The sequence below is a fragment of the Neisseria flavescens genome, from assembly GCF_005221285.1.
Lineage (GTDB): Bacteria > Pseudomonadota > Gammaproteobacteria > Burkholderiales > Neisseriaceae > Neisseria > Neisseria flavescens.
The window spans coordinates 1,249,168-1,267,852 of sequence record NZ_CP039886.1 but is presented as its reverse complement, the minus strand read 5'-3'; the positions used below and the strand labels follow the sequence as shown (position 1 = coordinate 1,267,852).

At 44.5% G+C, this 18,685-nt stretch carries 21 protein-coding genes and 3 pseudogenes; 19 read left to right on the top strand and 5 right to left on the bottom strand.

Features of this window, described 5'->3' with window-relative positions; translation table 11 throughout:
• Positions 1-30 precede the first annotated feature (30 nt).
• From putA to FAH67_RS11820, 5 genes and pseudogenes are all read right to left on the bottom strand, one after another.
• Positions 31-3,639, bottom strand: coding sequence for a bifunctional proline dehydrogenase/L-glutamate gamma-semialdehyde dehydrogenase PutA (gene putA, locus FAH67_RS06485; RefSeq protein ID WP_003682523.1), 3,609 nt, complete (start codon positions 3,637-3,639; stop codon positions 31-33).
• A gap of 224 nt (positions 3,640-3,863) precedes the next feature.
• Entirely contained in the window at positions 3,864-5,390 is a 1,527-nt protein-coding gene (gene putP, locus FAH67_RS06480; RefSeq protein ID WP_039864413.1) for a sodium/proline symporter PutP, read from the bottom strand.
• A 456-nt stretch (positions 5,391-5,846) separates the two neighbouring features.
• Positions 5,847-6,188 (bottom strand): annotated as a pseudogene (locus tag FAH67_RS06475) (formate/nitrite transporter family protein); the annotation flags it as partial.
• A gap of 19 nt (positions 6,189-6,207) precedes the next feature.
• Positions 6,208-6,690: a transposase gene (locus tag FAH67_RS11825; RefSeq protein WP_112890822.1), complete on the bottom strand. Its 483-nt coding sequence runs from the start codon at positions 6,688-6,690 to the stop codon at positions 6,208-6,210.
• Between the two features lie 17 nt (positions 6,691-6,707).
• Positions 6,708-6,971, bottom strand: coding sequence for a transposase (locus FAH67_RS11820; RefSeq protein WP_112890679.1), 264 nt, complete (start codon positions 6,969-6,971; stop codon positions 6,708-6,710).
• A 251-nt stretch (positions 6,972-7,222) separates the two neighbouring features.
• Between FAH67_RS11820 and mafA the strand changes: the two genes are divergently transcribed.
• From mafA to FAH67_RS06365, 19 genes and pseudogenes are all read left to right on the top strand, one after another.
• The gene (gene mafA / locus FAH67_RS06455) at positions 7,223-8,164 is read left to right on the top strand and encodes an adhesin MafA (protein WP_003680267.1); all 942 of its coding nucleotides are present in this window, start codon (positions 7,223-7,225) and stop codon (positions 8,162-8,164) included.
• A gap of 3 nt (positions 8,165-8,167) precedes the next feature.
• Positions 8,168-9,958, top strand: coding sequence for a polymorphic toxin MafB class 1 (gene mafB / locus FAH67_RS06450; RefSeq protein ID WP_039863798.1), 1,791 nt, complete (start codon positions 8,168-8,170; stop codon positions 9,956-9,958).
• 9 nt (positions 9,959-9,967) lie between these two features.
• Positions 9,968-10,195 carry a hypothetical protein gene (locus FAH67_RS06445; protein ID WP_002236686.1) on the top strand — a complete coding sequence of 76 codons (228 nt, stop codon included), beginning with the start codon at positions 9,968-9,970 and terminating at the stop codon, positions 10,193-10,195.
• A 126-nt stretch (positions 10,196-10,321) separates the two neighbouring features.
• Positions 10,322-10,864: a suppressor of fused domain protein gene (locus FAH67_RS06440; protein ID WP_003680261.1), complete on the top strand. Its 543-nt coding sequence runs from the start codon at positions 10,322-10,324 to the stop codon at positions 10,862-10,864.
• Between the two features lie 134 nt (positions 10,865-10,998).
• A complete protein-coding gene (locus tag FAH67_RS06435; RefSeq protein WP_003680259.1) occupies positions 10,999-11,628 on the top strand; it encodes an HINT domain-containing protein in 630 nt (209 codons plus the stop codon).
• A complete protein-coding gene (locus tag FAH67_RS06430; protein ID WP_003680258.1) occupies positions 11,609-12,064 on the top strand; it encodes a hypothetical protein in 456 nt (151 codons plus the stop codon). Before FAH67_RS06435 ends, FAH67_RS06430 begins: the two co-directional genes overlap by 20 nt.
• 193 nt (positions 12,065-12,257) lie before the next feature.
• Positions 12,258-12,647 carry a hypothetical protein gene (locus FAH67_RS06425; protein WP_003680257.1) on the top strand — a complete coding sequence of 130 codons (390 nt, stop codon included), beginning with the start codon at positions 12,258-12,260 and terminating at the stop codon, positions 12,645-12,647.
• Between the two features lie 101 nt (positions 12,648-12,748).
• Positions 12,749-13,138, top strand: coding sequence for a hypothetical protein (locus FAH67_RS06420; protein WP_112890831.1), 390 nt, complete (start codon positions 12,749-12,751; stop codon positions 13,136-13,138).
• Positions 13,139-13,240: 102 nt separating this feature from the next.
• Positions 13,241-13,627 carry a hypothetical protein gene (locus tag FAH67_RS06415; protein ID WP_112890830.1) on the top strand — a complete coding sequence of 129 codons (387 nt, stop codon included), beginning with the start codon at positions 13,241-13,243 and terminating at the stop codon, positions 13,625-13,627.
• A gap of 101 nt (positions 13,628-13,728) precedes the next feature.
• Positions 13,729-14,118 carry a hypothetical protein gene (locus tag FAH67_RS06410; RefSeq protein WP_003680255.1) on the top strand — a complete coding sequence of 130 codons (390 nt, stop codon included), beginning with the start codon at positions 13,729-13,731 and terminating at the stop codon, positions 14,116-14,118.
• A 26-nt stretch (positions 14,119-14,144) separates the two neighbouring features.
• Positions 14,145-14,204 (top strand): annotated as a pseudogene (locus FAH67_RS12320) (polymorphic toxin-type HINT domain-containing protein); the annotation flags it as partial.
• A 72-nt stretch (positions 14,205-14,276) separates the two neighbouring features.
• Positions 14,277-14,909, top strand: a pseudogene (locus tag FAH67_RS06400) (MafB family polymorphic toxin); the annotation flags it as partial.
• A complete protein-coding gene (locus tag FAH67_RS06395) occupies positions 14,906-15,322 on the top strand; it encodes a DUF6911 family protein (RefSeq protein WP_002218360.1) in 417 nt (138 codons plus the stop codon). The pseudogene FAH67_RS06400 and the gene FAH67_RS06395, both read left to right, overlap by 4 nt.
• A 133-nt stretch (positions 15,323-15,455) precedes the next feature.
• Complete coding sequence (locus FAH67_RS06390; protein ID WP_003680253.1) at positions 15,456-16,124, top strand: HINT domain-containing protein; 669 nt, start codon at positions 15,456-15,458, stop codon at positions 16,122-16,124.
• Positions 16,125-16,127: 3 nt separating this feature from the next.
• Complete coding sequence (locus tag FAH67_RS06385) at positions 16,128-16,400, top strand: hypothetical protein (RefSeq protein ID WP_002221302.1); 273 nt, start codon at positions 16,128-16,130, stop codon at positions 16,398-16,400.
• 119 nt (positions 16,401-16,519) lie between these two features.
• Positions 16,520-17,065 carry a suppressor of fused domain protein gene (locus FAH67_RS06380; RefSeq protein WP_039863801.1) on the top strand — a complete coding sequence of 182 codons (546 nt, stop codon included), beginning with the start codon at positions 16,520-16,522 and terminating at the stop codon, positions 17,063-17,065.
• Between the two features lie 40 nt (positions 17,066-17,105).
• Positions 17,106-17,642: a suppressor of fused domain protein gene (locus FAH67_RS06375; protein ID WP_039863800.1), complete on the top strand. Its 537-nt coding sequence runs from the start codon at positions 17,106-17,108 to the stop codon at positions 17,640-17,642.
• Positions 17,643-17,951: 309 nt separating this feature from the next.
• Positions 17,952-18,305, top strand: a complete 354-nt coding sequence (locus FAH67_RS06370; protein WP_003680246.1) for an immunity protein Imm33 domain-containing protein — start codon at positions 17,952-17,954, stop codon at positions 18,303-18,305.
• Positions 18,295-18,618, top strand: coding sequence for a ribonuclease E inhibitor RraB (locus FAH67_RS06365; RefSeq protein ID WP_003680244.1), 324 nt, complete (start codon positions 18,295-18,297; stop codon positions 18,616-18,618). The genes FAH67_RS06370 and FAH67_RS06365 overlap by 11 nt, the downstream gene beginning before the upstream one ends.
• The last annotated feature ends 67 nt before the right edge of the window (positions 18,619-18,685 follow it).

The window sequence follows — 18,685 nt, the reverse complement described above, 5'->3', positions numbered from 1 at the left end:
AATTTCAGACGGCCTTTGATTTGGCTACGATTAGTCGGCAACTGCCATCAGGCTGGCATTACCACCGGCAGCGGTAGTATTGATACTGCAAGAGATTTCTTCAAATACTTGCAGGATGTCCAGACCTTGTTCGGAAGGCAGAATGCGGATGAGCGCACCGTCGCGGCCGGCTAACTCTTGTTTGCGCTCGCTGCTCAAAGGCTCGATGGCGGCAACATGGCTGATGCCTGCTTTTTCAGGTTTGCTGTTGACTTGCAGCAAACCGTCTAAATCGGCAGAGTAGGCAGCCAGTGGGCTGTTTGGCTCAACAACGGTTTGAATGCCTGCGGCAGCCAGCTCGGTCAGAGCAGAGAAGGCTTGCAACAGAGTACCGCCGTGTACCCAAACGTGTTTCGGAGAGCGCCAGCTCAATGAGTTGCGTTCGCCGGTCGGGCCGACCAATACGGTTTCGGCTTTGCGCAGCGTGCGAACTCGTGCGTGACCCAAAGCTGCGGCTGCAGTTTTCTTCTCTTCTGCATTAAACGGCAGTTTGTGAACCAAAGTTTCCAAACGTTTGAGCGCGTCTTCGTCTGCTTGGCCAATACGGCTGAGGGTTGGTGCAACCCATTCAGGAGTACGAACCAAACGTTGCAGATAGAATGGACCGCCCGCTTTAGGACCGGTACCGGACAAGCCGTGACCGCCGAAAGGTTGTACGCCGACAACAGCACCGACGATGTTGCGGTTGACGTAGATGTTACCGGCTTCGATGCGGTCGCGGATGTGTTCGACAGTACCTTCGATACGGCTGTGTACACCGCTGGTCAAAGCATAGCCTTTAGCGTTGATTTGGTCGATGAGTTGATCCAATTCGCTGGCGCGGTAGCGGACAACGTGCAATACAGGGCCGAACACTTCGCGTTGCAACTCGTTCAAGTTGTTCAATTCAAACAGGATTGGACGAACGAAAGTAGAGTTGTTGCTATCAACGTCGGCAGCAGTTTTGACTTCGTGGTAAGCCTTCGCTACGCCTTTCATTCGGTTGATGTGGGCCAACAGGTTTTGTTGGGCTTCAGCATCGATGACAGGGCCGATGTCTGTGGTCAATTGGGTCGGTTTGCCGACAACCAATTCGTCCATTGCGCCTTTGATGATGTTGACCATTTTATCGGCAACATCTTCTTGAACGCATAAGATACGCAGAGCGGAACAACGTTGGCCTGCGCTGTCGAAGGCAGAGTTCAAAACGTCGAGGCAGACTTGTTCCGGCAGGGCGGTAGAGTCCACAATCATCGCGTTTTGACCACCGGTCTCGGCAATCAGGACAGGGTTGTCGTCGCGTTTGGACAGTGCTTTGTTAATCAGACGCGCTACTTCGGTAGAACCGGTGAAGATCACGCCGCCGATGCGGGCATCGCCGGTCAGGGCAGAGCCGACATTACCTGCGCCGAGTACGAGTTGCAGCGCAGAAGTCGGAATACCGGCTTGATGCATCAGGGAAACGGCGTAAGTAGCAATCAGGCTGGTTTGTTCGGCAGGTTTGGCGATAACGGTGTTACCGGCAGCCAATGCAGAAACCACTTCGCCGGTAAAGATGGCCAATGGGAAGTTCCATGGGCTGATGGCAACGATTGCGCCGACAGCTTTGGCATCTTTAGGCAGGGTGTTTTCAGATTCGTTGGCATAGTAGCGACAGAAGTCAACGGCTTCGCGTACTTCGGCAACAGCGTTGTTCAAGGTTTTACCGGCTTCGCGGACGGCCAGCATCATCAATGCAGGCGTGTGTTGTTCCAACAGGTCGGCAAAACGGCGCAGGCAGTCGGCGCGTTCTGAAGCAGGTTTGGCGCTCCACTCAGGCAGGGCGGCAACGGCTGCACCAATCGCTTCTTGAGCCAATGCTGCATCGGCAAAGCTGACGGTACCGACAACATCGTTGTGGTCTGCAGGGTTGCGGACAGGTTGCGCTTCGACTACGTTACGCGCTTCGCCATTGACGATGGAAGCGGCGTGGAAGTCTTCGGAAGAAGCTTGGTTGAGTTTTTCTTGCAGGTTTTGCAATACGGTTTCGTTGCTGAAATCTACGCCTTGAGAGTTCAGGCGGTCTTTGCCATACAAATCGCGCGGCAGAGGCAATGCCGGATGCAGGTGGATGCCTTGTTCGGCGATGGTGTCGAATGGGCTCTTAATCAGGCGGTCGATGCTGATGTTTTCGTCAACGATTTGGTTCACGAAAGAAGAGTTCGCACCGTTTTCCAACAGGCGGCGTACCAAGTAGGCAAGCAGGGTTTCGTGTGTGCCGACTGGGGCATACACGCGTACGCGGCGGCCTAAGTTTTGCGGGCCGACTACTTGGTCATATAGGGTTTCGCCCATGCCGTGCAGACATTGGTGTTCAAAGTCTTTGCCTTTACCCATTTGGTAGATTGCGCCCAAAGTATAAGCATTGTGGGTAGCAAATTGTGGGAACACGGCATCTTGCGCATCCAAGAGTTTGCGTGCGCAGGCGAGGTAGGAGATGTCAGTGTGGACTTTACGGGTGTAAGTCGGATAGCCTTCCATGCCGTCTACTTGGGCCCATTTTACTTCGCTGTCCCAGTATGCGCCTTTAACCAAACGGATCATCAGTTTTTGGTTGTTGCGGCGTGCCAGGTCGATCAGATAGTCGATAACGAATGGGCAACGTTTTTGGTAGGCCTGAACAACGAAACCGATACCTTTGTAGCCGGCCAAGTCAGGGTCGGAAACCAAAGCTTCCATCAAGTCCAAAGACAATTCGAGACGGTTGGCTTCTTCGGCGTCGATGTTGATACCGATATCGTATTTTTTACCCAAAAGGAACAATTCTTTCAGGCGTGGCAACAGTTCGCTCATAACGCGTTCGTGTTGGGCGCGTGAGTAGCGAGGATGGATGGCGGAAAGTTTAACGGAAATACCGTTGCCTTCGTAAACGCCTTGGCCTGCGGCATCTTTACCGATGGCGTGAATGGCTTGAACGTAGTCGTTGTAGTAGCGGTTGGCATCTTCTTCGGTGTATGCGGCTTCACCCAACATATCGAAAGAGAAGCGGTAGCCCATTTTCTCGCGCTCTTTACCGTTTTGCAGCGCTTCTTCAATGGTTTGGCCGGTTACGAACTGTTTGCCCAGCAGGCGCATTGCATAGTTCACCCCTTGACGGATCAGAGGCGCGCCACCTTTGCTGATTATGCGGCTCAGGGCAGAACCCATGTTTTTTTCAGAAGTGTTGGTGGTCAGTTTGCCGGTAATCAACAAACCCCATGCAGCCGCATTAACGAAGAGGGAAGGGCTGTTGTTCAAGTGGCTTTTCCAGTTGCCTTCGGAGATTTTGTCGGCAATCAGGCGGTCGCGGGTTGCATTGTCCGGAATACGCAGCAGGGCTTCGGCCAGACACATCAGTGCAACACCTTCTTCACTGGAGAGAGAGAATTCGTGCATCAAGGCATCTACGCCGCTTGCTTTGGTGCGGCTGGAGCGGACTTGAGTAACCAAACGACGGGCAAGCTCGGAGGCGGCATTGCGCTCTTCGTCGGTCATCTGTGCACGTTGCAACATATCCTGAACGGCCTCGATTTCATCGCGGCGGTAGGCATCAGTTACAGCTTGACGCAGAGGAGTTTGTGTTGGAAAAGCGAAGTTAAACATTATTTATGTTCTCCAAAGGTTTTTTTCATGGTTTCAGACGGCCTGAATTAAGACTGCTAAAACAGGCATTCTGAAGGATAGTAATATCGTAATAAAATTATGATGCGGATACAAGATGTATCCGCATAAATTGCTGTTTTTTCTGATAAGGCTCAGATTATTTTGAAACAGTTTATTTCGTAAAGACGGCCTGCACGGAATCATGCAGGCCGTCTGAAAACGTCTTATTTAGAGGAGCGGTATTCTGCGTCTGCTTTTTCGAAACGTTCTTGCAATTCGCGTGAAGGTTTTTTGTCGATCAGGGAGACCAAAACAATCACGAGGGTACAAGCGATGAAGCCGGGAACGATTTCATATACGGTAGTGAAGCCTGTTTCTTGTGCAGCCAGAGCAGGTTTTTTGATCCACTCAGCCCAAACAACCACAGTCAGCGCACCAACAATCATGCCGGAGAGTGCACCGTAGGCAGTAATGCGTTTCCACAAAACAGACAGGATAACAACCGGACCGAATGCGGCACCAAAGCCGGCCCATGCGTAAGCTACCAAGCCCAATACTTTACTGTTAGGGTCAGAAGCAATCAGGATAGAAATCACGGCAATCGCCAATACCATCAGACGGCCAATCCATACCAATTCAGCTTGTTGGGCGTTTTTACGCAGGAAGCCTTTGTAGAAGTCTTCGGTAATCGCGCTGGAGCAAACCAACAATTGGCAAGACAGGGTAGACATTACGGCAGCAAGAATCGCGCTCAAGATGATACCGGCAATCCAAGGGTTGAAAAGCAGGGTAGCCAAAGCGATGAAGATACGTTCGTGGTTGCCGTTCATTGAAGCGACTTGGTCAGGGTTTGCTCCAAAATATGCAATGCCAAAATAACCGACAGCCACAGCACCGGCCATACACAGAACCATCCAAGTCATACCGATACGGCGTGCAGAAACCAAAGATTTAGCGCTTTCAGCAGCCATGAAACGGGCCAAAATGTGTGGTTGGCCGAAATAGCCCAAGCCCCAAGCGGCAGTAGAGATAATGCCGATGAAAGTAGTACCGGCAAACAGGCTGCCGTATTCTTTACCGGTAGAAGCGGCAACTTGTTGGATGGCAGCATTCATTTGATCTGCGCCGCCCAAACCCAAGTACACCATTACAGGAGTCAGTACCAATGCAAAAATCATCAAAGAAGCTTGCAGGGTATCGGTCCAGCTTACTGCCAAGAAACCGCCCAAGAAAGTGTAGGCGATGGTCGCGCCGGCACCCAGCCACATGGCTTGAGTGTAAGACATACCGTGGAACAGGCTTTGGAACAGGGTAGCACCGGCTACGATGCCTGAAGCACAGTAAATAGTGAAGAAGAACAAGATAATCAGTGCAGAAACCACTTTCATCAAGTGACCGCCGGCACCGAAGCGGTGGAAGAAGTAATCGGGAAGCGTCAGCGCGTTGTTGGCGTATTCGGTATGTACGCGCAGACGGCCTGCAACCAAAAGCCAGTTGAGGTATGCACCCACAATCAGACCAATGGCGATCCAAGCTTCATTCAAACCGCTCAGGTAGATAGCACCTGGCAAGCCCATCAAAAGCCAACCTGACATATCGGAAGCACCGGCAGACATCGCGGTCACGAACGGACCCAAGCTGCGGCCGCCAAGAATGTAGTCGTCGAAGTTTCGTGTTGAAAAATAGGCGGCGAGGCCGATCAGTAATACGGCGACCAAATAGATCGCGAAAGTGATATACATGGGATTCATGTACTTATTCCTCATCTAACTTATAAATACGGGTTTTGAAATTGCAAACAATTCGTACCCAAACTTTTTTCTAATAAAAATACAGCTTAAAAATCCTGTTTTTCACGAGAGAGTCAGGATAAATTATTTTCAAATACAATAGGATATGTAACCAATCCCTATTAAATTGTAAATAATTGAATTCAGAATACAGTAAATTTTTTGTTTTGCAAAGCACGGAACACGGGCTTTATGAAAAATCGTAGTGCTTTTGAGGGGGAGTCATTTGAAAACAAAAGATTGCAAAAATTATCTTAAATTGGAGAAAAGGAAAGACAATGAAACTATCTTTCCTATAAATGAAACGTTACGCAGAGAAAAAGCGTAATTATACGACACGAAACGAGCTGTTCAGACGGCCTGATAACGGAACTACCCCATATTTCTGATGAATACGAGGTAGCGAGTCAGCTTGAACTAAATAGAAAAATCATCTTTTAACAAATGCTTATAAGCGAAGAGATAGAAAGCGGCAACAAAAGACGATCCGCCGAGGACATTGCCTAAGAAGACGGGAATCATATTGTAGAAAAATTGACCCCAGCTGACATTTGCGCCCGCCCAAATACCGGCCGGAATGATGAACATATTGGCAACAAAGTGTTGGAAACCGATTAACACGAAGATCATGACCGGAAACCAAGTTGCCAAAATGCGGCCTGAAGTATGGCGTGAGCCGAAATAGAACCAAATACCCATACACACCATCCAGTTACATGCGATAGCGGAAACGAATGCATGGCCAAAGTCCATATTAAGAACCTGTATTCACAAACAACTATTTGATAAATTTTAATATTTGTGAAATATACCCTAGTTTGACAAAATTTTCAGCAGATAAATTCGTCTGCTCAAAATCTTTTGCCAAACGTTGAGACCAACCCAACCATGCAAACGTTCGTTCTACAATCCAACGTTTGGGCAGAATATGCCAAGAAATATCTTGAATTTTCTTTGAAATCTCAACAGTTAAACCCAATTGCTCCGATACTTCGCGCTCAAATGTATTCCGATAACCTGCGTCTGCACAGAAACCTTTTAAACCCGGATAGGTCTCAAACGCTTTTTTTGCTACAAAAATACCTGCTTTTGTGTCATGGATATTGGCTGCATGAACCACAACAGACAATAGGTTACCCAACGTATCAACAGCTATATGTCGCTTACGGCCTTTGATTTTTTTACCTCCGTCAAAACCTTTATCATGTGCGCCGGAAGCTGTTTTGACACTTTGCGAATCAATAATGGCATAAGTCGGCATCGCTTGTTTTTGATGGATTAAACGTTTTTTTGAACCAATGCCGAAAGAATCCTATCCCATAAGCCTGATTGGTTGGCTCTGCGATAGAAACTCCATACGGTTGGATAAGGTGGAAAATCATTGGGCAGCATACGCCATTGGCAACCTGTTTTGGTAATGTACAAAACGGCATTCACTAATTCACGTTTATCCCATTTGTAGTGGCGTAGCCGGTTAAAATGCGGCTCAATCGCTTGCCATTGGGCATCTGTTAAGTCTGTTGGGTAGGATTTTCCAGTCATAAAGATATTTTATTATTTTTGTGAATACAGGTTCTAACACTCGGGAATGGTGTCCACCAAAATCCGTAAGGATTGTCAAAAGACGTGGGTGAAATCATCGGCAAAATTTTGGATTGAGGCTGTCAAACAGAAAAAAACAATGCCGTCTGAAAGCCCGTTCCGCTTTTCAGACGGCATTTTTGCCCCTTTCGTTTACAAATCCTTAAAATCCCTTTACACTCACACCTGTTCAAAATAAAACAAACCCTGCTATGAAAATCCTGTTCCTCCTCATCCCCCTCATCCTCACCGCCTGCGGCACACTGACCGGCATTCCCGCCCACGGCGGCGGCAAACGCTTTGCCGTCGAACAAGAACTCGTCGCCGCATCGTCCCGCGCCGCCGTCAAAGAAATGGACTTGTCCGCCCTGAAAGGACGCAAAGCCGCCCTTTACGTCTCCGTTATGGGCGACCAAGGTTCGGGCAACATAAGCGGCGGACGCTATTCCATCGACGCACTGATTCGCGGCGGCTACCAAAACAACCCCGACAGCGCTACCCGATACAGCTATCCCACCTACGATACTACTGCCACTACCAAAGCCGACGCGCTCTCCAGCGTTACCACTTCCACATCGGTCTTAAACGCCCCCGCCGCCGCCCTGACTAGAAACAGCGGACGCAAAGGCGAACGCTCCGCCGGACTGTCCGTCAACGGTACGGGCGACTACCGCAACGAAACCCTGATTACCAATCCCCGCGACGTTTCTTTCCTGACCAACCTCATTCAAACCGTCTTCTACCTGCGCGGCATCGAGGTCGTACCGCCCGAATACGCCGACACCGACGTATTCGTAACCGTCGACGTATTCGGTACCGTCCGCAGCCGTACCGAACTGCACCTCTACAACGCCGAAACCCTTAAAGCCCAGACCAAGCTCGAATATTTCGCCGTTGACCGCGACAGCCGGAAACTGCTGATTGCCCCTAAAACCGCCGCCTACGAATCCCAATACCAAGAACAATACGCCCTTTGGACCGGCCCTTACAAAGTCAGCAAAACCGTCAAAGCTTCAGACCGCCTGATGGTCGATTTCTCCGACATCACCCCCTACGGCGACACGACCGCCCAAAACCGTCCCGACTTCAAACAAAACAACGGCAAAAACCCCGATGTCGGCAACGAAGTCATCCGCCGCCGCAAAGGAGGATAAACCGTGAAACCGCTGCGAAGACTGACAAACCTCCTTGCCGCCTGCGCCCTCGCGGCGGCCGCACTCATACAGCCCGCCCTCGCGGCGGACTTGGCGCAAGACCCGTTCATTACCGATAACGCCCAACGGCAGCACTACGAACCCGGCGGCAAATACCACCTCTTCGGCGACCCGCGCGGCAGTGTTTCCGACCGCACCGGTCAAATCAACGTCATCCAAGACTATACTCACCAGATGGGCAACCTGCTCATCCAACAGGCGGCAATCCAAGGCAATCTTGGTTACACCGTCCGCTTTTCCGGACACGGATACGAAGAACACGCCCCCTTCGACAACCACGCCGCCGACAGCGCAAGCAAAGAACAAGGCAGCGTTGACGACGGCTTTACCGTATACCGGCTCAACTGGGAAGGACACGAACATCATCCCGCCGATGCCTACGACGGCCCGAAGGGCGGCAATTACCCCAAACCTACGGGGGCACGCGACGAATACACCTATAACGTTAACGGCGTAGCCCGCAGCATCAAACTCAATCCGACCGACACCCGCGACGTCAGACAACGCATATCCGACAATTACAGCAACCTCGGCAGCAATTTCTCCGACCGCGCCTATGAAGCCAACAGAAAAATGTTCGAGCACAATGCCAAGCTCGACCGCTGGGGCAACAGCATGGAGTTTATCAACGGCGTTGCCGCCGGTGCGCTCAACCCCTTTATCAGCGCAAGCGAAGCCTTGGGCATAGGTGACATACTGTACGGAGCAGGCTATGCCGTAGACAAAACAACGATGTACGGCATCTCCCCCCTGTCGGCGAACAGCAAACTGACCGCCATCGGCGGCTTGGGCAGCGCGGCGGGCTTTGAAAAAAATACGCGCGAAGCCGTTGACCGGTGGATATGGGAAAACCCCAATGCCGCCGAAACCGTTGAAGCCGTCTTCAACGTTGCCGCCGCAGCCAAAGTTGCGAAGCTGGCAAAGGCGGCAAAACCGGGGAAGGCTGCGGTTAGTGGGGATTTTTCAAAATCCTACACCTGCTCCTTCCACGGCAACACCTTGGTTAAAACGGCAGACGGCTACAAAGCTATTGCCCGTATCCGGGTCGGCGACCGCGTCTTCTCCAAGGACGAGGCAAGCGGAGAAACTGGATACAAACCCGTTACCGCCCAATACGGCAATCCGTATCAGGAAACCATTTACATTAAAGTTTCAGACGACATCGGCAACAGCCAAACCCTGATTTCCAACCGCATCCACCCATTTTATTCGGACGGCAAATGGGTTAAAGCAGAGGATTTGAAAGCGGGAAACAGGTTGTCGTCTGAAAGCGGCGCGGAACAGACGGTTCAAAGCATTACCGTCAAACAGCAGCCGCTCAAAGCCTACAACCTGACCGTCGCCGATTGGCATACTTACTTTGTCAAAGGCGATAAGGCGGAAACGGAAGGAGTTTGGGTTCATAATGATTGTCCGTATGGAAAATCTCCAAGAAAAATTAATGCTGTTATCAATGAAACCAATACTCAAAGAGGTAATATAACAAGTAAGCATACTTTATCTTCTGATGAAGCCTTAGATGCTGGAATTAAATACTTAGGCTCCGAATATAAAGAAATTGGTAAATCAGGTAGCGGCGTTTATCGGAACAAAGCAGGCACAAGGCAATTTAGAATTGATAACAACTCTTTAGAGGGGAATCATGCGCCAAATGTACCGCATATCCATTTGGAAAGGATAGACTCGAATAAGAAAAAACCACTAACAAATAACCATATTCCCATTAAAGATTAGGGGATGTCTATGGAAATAAAATTCAATACTTTGGGGGTTATCCTGAATGGGGTCAATCCTGAAGAAAAATTCATAAAAATTATTGATGACCAGGAAAATACCGGTGGATTTCTGATACTGTTATCTTCAAATGACAAATTCTCATCATTTGACAGTTACGATGACTGGGTCGAAAACTTAGAAATATTAAAAGAATACCTGCAAGAATCTCATTGGATAATAAAGTGGGTCGGATAGTCGGCAAACGTAGTCCGTCTGAAACACTTTTACTTTTCAGACGGACTTTCTATCAATGGGAACAAGGCGTTTTGTCTCAATCTGGTCTATGATTATTCGATACAGTGATGGGAAGCTAAGAAAAATATGATTAATCATATTGAAAAATATATAGGCACTATTTCTCATGGCTCGAAAAGCGATTCGGGAAGTCAGTACAAATTAAATATCGCAGCTATTCCCTCTTCCCCTAACAGGGATTTAAAAACTTATATTACTTTAGGGTTAAGCAAACATGATCTGAATTATAAAAGCAGATTTGAAATACTTTTTGTATGTTCTTTAAAATATGATGAAAATCAGATTTTTCCATTTTTAAGATGGTTGGCGGAAACCATCATTGAGAACAAAAAAATTCTTCTTCGAGGGCAGGTTATTTATTTGCCTAGAAGCATTGCTGATTCAACAAAAATGGACGCACTGTATGTTTCCGCCCCATTTTATTTCAACGATGATTTTCAGGTCTGTTATGGCGAACACTACAATATTGTTTTCCCTTTGCTTGTCCCCTTGTATAAACAGGAAGCAGAATTGGTGGAAAAAAAGGGTTGGAATGCTTTTGAGCAGTTCTTGCTGGATAATGAAGTTGGCAACCTTTCGGATATGAATAGGAAACCGTTTGTTTGGTAAGGGCTTTCTTAAATTTGATTAAAGGTCGTCTGAAACCGTGTTTAACTTTCAGACAACCTTTCCTTCATTTGAAACAGGATATTGAGAACTGAGTTTTTCAAAAATCCTACACCTGCTCCTTCCACGGCAGCACTTTGGTCAAAACGGCGGACGGCTACAAAGCCATCGCACATATCCAAACTGGGGAGTACGTCTTTGCCAAAGATGAAGCAAGCGGAAAAACGGGATACAAACCCGTTACCGCCCGATACGGCAATCCGTATCGGGAAACCGTTTACATTAAAGTTTCAGACGGCATCGGTAACAGCCAAACCCTGATTTCCAACCGCATCCACCCGTTTTATTCGGACGGCAAATGGATTAAGGCGGAAGATTTAAAAGCGGGAATCAGGCTGTTATCCGAAAGCGGCAGAACCCAAACCGTCCGCAACATCGTTGTCAAACCAAAACCGCTCAAAGCCTACAATCTGACCGTTGCCGACTGGCATACTTACTTTGTCAAAGGCGATAAGGCGGAAACGGAAGGGGTTTGGGTTCATAATGCGTGTCCGCCAAAAAGAACAGGAAGCTCCAAGAATGAAAAACATGGAGATGGCGGTCGAAGTCAAATATCAGCGGAATCACGAATTGCTGAATTAGAAAATAAAATTATTCCCGGAATGTCCAAAAATGAACGCTTAAAGATTGAGCGAAAAATCAGAAATATTACAAAAAATGCCAATCGAAAAGCAAAAGGAGAAGAGCATGGTCGACGCGGTCGTTAAAACTCCCGAATTTGTACCTTTTACTTCTGTAGGAATATTCCGTTTTGGTGCGGATATAACACAGTACAAAAACATACTGGAAACTTTTATGTATGAACCTCCTGATAAGTTTAGAACAGAATATTATGAATCTCCCGACTCAAATTTACTCATTGCCGTCAAAAAAAACAAAATTATTTCGATATTTTGTTATCAGGAGCTATATTTTATGGGCGTTAATTTAATAGGTCTAAATTTTGAAGATTTTAAACAACTTTTCCATCACCCTAAATCATACGGTATTGATGAATATTATTTATCAAATGAATCTTATCCGACATATGTCTATGAGTTTGATGAAATAGGAGTACAAGCATGGGAAGCAAAAGGGAAAGTTGTTACTATCATTGCTGGAGGCAAAGACAATTATTCAACAGAACCTTACTACGATGAATAACATTAATGGCAAGCATAGGTTGGGTTGAAAACTCAACAACAAAAGGTCGTCTGAAACTGTAATCGATTTTTCAGACGACCTTTCTGTCAATCCAAACGTATTGTTGGGTCTTGACCCAATTTACGCTTGCTGAAAAATTGCACCATGATACTGGTCATATTGGTTGGGAAGCAATGAATAAAGGAAGATAATTATGTGGAAAATCATAAAAGAGGATAGTGGTGATTTAGGATTTGCAATTAAATGCTTATTCTCTCAATCTATTGATTTAAATGAATTCAAATTATGGATTGAACAAGTAATACGAGATATGCCCATCGAGGACATCCCTTTTTATATTTTTGACTTGGCGGATTTCGATGGGGGAATTGGAGACATTGACAATATTGTAGGTTTTGTTTCGAGTTCCAGCCTGCCGAAATCGAAGAAAAATGCCTTGACGGGCATTGCCTTCTTAAGGGGTATAGATGTCTATGACCCTCCCGTTTCAAAAGAAAAAGCATTAAAAGCCTTAGAGAAATATCCTGAAATTTATCAGAAATTTCAGCATTTCTTTCCATTTGTAGAACTACCCCCGCTTTAAACAGTCAAAATGCCGTCTGAAACGATATTCGGCTTTCAGACGGCATTTTTTGATACAAAGCAGGTAACCAAAAGAGTGTTTGACGGCAAAGGAAGATAATTATGTGGAAAATCATAAAAGAGGATAGTAATGATTTAGGATTTGCAATTAAATGCTTATTCTCTCAATCTATTGATTTAAATGAATTCAAATTATGGATTGAACAAGTAATACGAGATATGCCCATCGAGGACATCCCTTTTTATATTTTTGACTTGGCGGATTTCGATGGGGGAATTGGAGACATTGACAATATTGTAGGTTTTGTTTCGAGTTCCAGCCTGCCGAAATCGAAGAAAAATGCCTTGACGGGCATTGCCTTCTTAAGGGGTATAGATGTCTATGACCCTCCCGTTTCAAAAGAAAAAGCATTAAAAGCCTTAGAGAAATATCCTGAAATTTATCAGAAGTTTCAGCATTTTTTCCCGTTTGTAGAACTGCCCCCGCTTTAGAGCGGTAATAAGGTCGTCTGAAACGATATTCGGCTTTCAGACGGTATTTTTTGATACAAAGCAGGTAACTAAAAGAAGGTTTGACGGCAAAGGAAGATAATTATGTGGAAAATTACGAAAGAGCAAGGTCAAGATTTAAGTTTTGCAACATATTGCTTATTATCGGCAGCAATTAATTTGCAAGAATTTAAATTATGGTTGGATAAGGTTGTCTTAGATATGCCTATTGATAATATACCTTTTTATATTTTTGATTTAATTGATCTTGAAGGAGTAGGAGATATTTATAATATTTTGGATTTTGTTCCGAATTCAGACTTATCTAAAGATCAAGATGACGCATTAACCGGCATTGCCTTCTTAAGGGGGGTAGATGTCTATGACCCTCCCATTTCAAAAAAAAAAGCATTAAAAACCTTAGAAAAACATCCTGAAATTTATCAGAGGTTTCAGCATTTCTTCCCATTTGTAGAACTGCCTCCGCTTTAAACAGTCAAAATGCCGTCTGAAACGATATTCGGCTTTCAGACGGCATTTTTTGATACAAAGCAGGTAACTAAAAGAAGGTTTGACGGCAAAGGAAGATAATTATGTGGAAAATTAGTAAAGAAAATTGTGAAGATTTAGGATTTGCAATAGTCTGTATATTCTATGATGCTATTAATCTTTCTGAATTTAAATTATGGTTGGATATAGTTATTAGAGACACTCCTATTGATAAAATTCCATTGTATGTTTTTGATTTGATTAATTTTGAGAAGAGTATAGGGAAAATTTATGATGTGATTGGAGTAGTTAATTATGGTTACATTTCAAATGATCAAAAAAATGCCTTGACGGGCATTGCCTTCTTAAGGGGTATAGATGTCTATGATCCTCCCGTTTCAAAAGAAAAAGCATTAAAAGCCTTAGAGAAATATCCTGAAATTTATCAGAAGTTTCAGCATTTCTTTCCATTTGTAAAACTGCCCCCGCTTTAAACAGTCAAAATGCCGTCTGAAGCGGTATTCGGCTTTCAGACGGCATCGGCAACAGCCAAACCCTGATTTCCAACCGCATCCATCCGTTTTATTCGGACGGAAAATGGATTAGCGGAAGATTTGAAAGCGGGAAGCAGGTTGTTTGCCGAAAGCGATGCAGACTGACCGCCATCGGCGGCTTGGGCGGTGTGGCGGGCTTTGAAAAAAATACGCGCGAAGCCGTTGACCGGTGGATACAGGAAAACCCCAATGCCGCCGAAACCGTCGAAGCCGTCTTCAACGTTGCCGCCGCAGCCAAAGTCGCGAAGCTGGCAAAGGCGGAAAAAGCAGGGAAGGCTGCGGTTAGTGGAGATTTTTCGATTGGTTATAAAAACTTTTCTACTGTCAAACCAAAAGTAATTGCCAAAGGAACGATTAATGGAAAGACTTTTAGAGATGTTAATCAAAGTGCAAAAATTGGATCGCCTGATTCACCTACATTAATAGCCCAACGAGTTAATGCAAAAATCCAAGCCGACGGTAAACCTCGTCCGAATGCAACCGTTGCTAATTCACATGCTGAAATTGATGTTATCCAGCAGGCCTATAATGCAGGTAAAACGAAAGGGGGATCTATGACAATGACAGTTTCAGGAAAAGATGTTTGTGGTTATTGTAAAGGAGATATTGCAGCTGCTGCTCAAGCTTCTGGACTGAAATCACTGACCGTTAATGCGACAGATGATGTAACAGGAAAAAATAAAACTTACTATTGGACGCCTGGTATGAAATCAATTAAGGAGAGAAAATGAAAACATCAACAATTGTTTTTGGTGGATTTTTTATTACAGATAATGGAGAACGAATCCAAATCCCTATTTTAGAAAATCCTAACATTAAAGAAATAAATAACTTTTTTTCTGTATCAAATTTTGAAAAAAAAGCCGGAGTCCTTGTTTTCAGAATTATTCCTGAGCCTGAATTTGGCAATACTGAATTAACTATCTATTTTGAAAAAGGATATTATTTACCAATAATTCAAACAATTTTAGAAGATGGAGATATTGAAGTAAAAAATCTTAAAACAGAAAATTATAGTGGAAATACAATGGAAATTTTGGGAGAAGTCTACCCTATTGAGCATATCTCTAAAAATATTTCTATAATTCAAGATATAATTTCTAAATTTATTATAAAAAACAAACCAATCACAATAATGATTTAATTGAAAAGTTCAACAATTAAAAAGTCGTCTGAAACTGCTTTTAATTTTCAGATGGCTTTTCCTTCATTTAAAACAGGATATTGAGATCTAAGTTCTTTAAAAATCCTACACCTGCTCCTTCCACGGCAGCACCTTGGTTAAAACGGCAGACGGTTACAAAGCCATTGCCCATATCCGAGTCGGCGACCGCGTCTTTGCCAAGGACGAGGCAAGCGGGGCGATGGGATACAAACACGTTACCGCCCGATACGGCAATCCGTATCAGGAAACCGTTTACATTAAAGTTTCAGACGGCATCGGCAACAGCCAAACCCTGATTTCCAATAAAATCCACCCGTTTTATTCAGACGGAAAATGGATTAAAGCGGAAGATTTGAAAGCGGGAAGCAGGCTGCATTCCGAAAGCGGCAGAACCCAAACCGTCCGCAACACCGTTGTCAAACCAAAACCGCTCAAAGCCTACAATTTGACCGTTGCCGACTGGCATACCTACTTCGTCAAGGGTAATCAGGCGGAAACGGAAGGGGTTTGGGTTCATAATTCTTGTCCTCCCAAAAGAGCTCCCGAATACCATGCAGGAACTGTATCTGAATCTGCTTTTTTAAATTCGGCTGAGAAATGGCTAGGGAAAAACTATCAGTCATATCCAAATAGTCGATATGTATCACAAGATGGAATGCGGCAGGTACGATATGGTTATCATGAAACAAATTCATCTACGCATCACGGTCATTTTGAATCATATGACAAACCTAATGGGCGTGTAATAGAAAATAGTGCGGTAACAATTATTCGGGATTGAAGAATGATGAGTGTAAAAGAATTATTCAAAGTCATCTTAGATGAAAATAAAGATTTTCCTATTAGAACGATTCATCGTACCCCGATGGGGATACTTCCCAAACCTGTTGCTTTAAGTATTGTTCAATATGAAAATGACCCGGGATTTTATTTGTTTTATTTGGATGAAACCGGTCAAGAACAAACGGATACTTATCATGACACATTAGATTCGGCATTTGAGCAGGCGGAGTTTGAATTTGGAATCAGCAAAGAGGAATGGATGCAAAGTCCTTAGACGGCAAAATCAAGATGCCGCTTTATTTTTCAGACGGCATTTCCGTCAATAAAAAAGTCGGTATTGGAGCCCAAAACAGCCTATGCCTTGCCGGAATAGGGATGAAAGGTTTAAGAAAAGTGATTGTAGTTGAACATTTAGAGCATTATTTGGGTGAAATCGAAAGCGGTATAAAATGCTTGGATCGACGTTATCATCTCAGCGTTTCCGTCTTCCCATCACAACCATATAAAGGGGTAACTACTTTTTCTACTTTAGGCTTGAATCGATATGACTTGAACTATAAGAGTAGGTTTGAATTAATTTTTACCTGTTCTGAAGAATGGAATAAAGAAAATATTGCAGCTTTTCTATCAGGAGTGGCTGAATATTTGATTGACAATAGACAACCTATTTTAAGAGGTGAAATTATTCAATTACCCAGGGTAATTATCGAAGGTAGCAAAATGGATGCACTGTATGTTTCCGCCCCATTTTATTTCGACGATGATTTTCAGGTCTGTTATGGCGAACACTACAATATCGTTTTCCCTTTGCTTGTCCCGTTGTATAAACAGGAAGCCGAATTGGTAGAAAAGAAAGGTTGGAATGCTTTTGAGCAGTTCTTGTTGGATAATGAAGTTGGCAACCTTTCGGATATGAATAGGAAACCGTTTGTTTGGTAAATACCTTCTTCAGGCGACCTTTGAAAACAGGCTAAAAAGCATGGACTATAACCAAACTGTTTTATCTCACTTGCAAAAATTTTGGAAACATCATGATATTAAAGGATTTACTTGGACTTTAGGAAGGGTTGTTGAAGAACTTCCCGATTTCCAAGTTTTCCAAGTGATTCCTAATCATGAAGATGAGCCCTGGGTTTATGTCAGCTCTGGAATAGGTCCATTTTTAGGGCAGGAGTTTTTTATCGTCAGCCCGTTTGAAACGCCCGAACATATTGAGACCTTGGCAATGCTGGCATCGGCAAGTATGCATTATCCCGATCGATTTCAATTAGGGAAAATTGTCAATATCGGCAGACCGCGGGTTGGACAATCATCCTTCTGGCATTTTCTGATTTCTCTGCCTTATCCTTATGGGCAAGAGTTGGAATATATGGATAATGTCCGATTTTTCTGGTTATTGCCGATTACTCATCAAGAGAGGCTTTTTCTAGATACTCATTTGATAGAAGAATTGGAAACGAAATTCGATGAAGCGGGTATTGATTATTTAGATATAAATCGTGCGAGTACTGTCTGACAGGCCGGATGAAAATTCGGCAATCCGATGCCGTCTGAAACAAGTTTGGGCTTTTCAGACGGCATTCTGATGAATGGAACAGGATACTGGGAGCTGAGTTCTTCAAAAATCCTATCTCCGTCCCTTATACGTCGGTGCTTTAGTCAAAACGGCAGACGGATGAAAAATTATTGCCCGTATCCTTGCCAAAGACGAAGCAAGATGAAACCGTGGCAATTGAATCGGTACAAGCGTAATGTCCGACTTGTTCTGTAAAACAAGGAGGGAGATTAAGCCAATATTCAAAAGAACAGAAAAGGAAACTGAGTAATGGGAATAAAAAATGAACAAATAATAATTTGTAAAAAATATAATACAGAAATATATCCTGTTTCCGATGTTTCAAAAATCGGTGTTGCTGAAAATGTCAAACAGGCAAACCTGTATCCGATTAACGGGTTAAGGCACCGTCCCAAAGGTGATACTAACGGTTGGTATATCTGGACCGGTGAAAACTTCTCCCATGATAAAAATTTTTTCCTGCCCCTGCATACGTTCCATTTGCAAATATGGCGACCCGAAATCATCCCCTTTTTGACACTTCCGCCCGGTTACCGTTTTTTAATTGGGGAAAACGGTTATGAAGATGTATGGTTTGATGAGTTGCTATTAAATGATAATTGACGAAAAATCTACTTCAGATGTACTGAAACAATATCAAGAACTAGGATTTGATTTGGCAAAACCTATGATAATAGAGTTTTTTATAGAGGGTTCTCAAAAGAATCTGCAATCAATAGAAAGTCAAATCATTTCTTATCGGCAGGATGTTCAAATCAGTATTGAGCAAAATGAATTCGGAGGGATGTGGACTTGCTATTGTTCCGTCAATATCGTCCCTTCTCTTGAAAACATTTTAGCTATTGAAACTACGTTATTTGATATTGCACAAAAAAATGATTGTAGTTACGAAGGTTTTGGTTCGTATGGGAACTGATGGAAAATGTTGGTCAGGATAAAAAACCGGCAATCAAAATGCCGTCTGAAGCGTTATCCGACCTTCA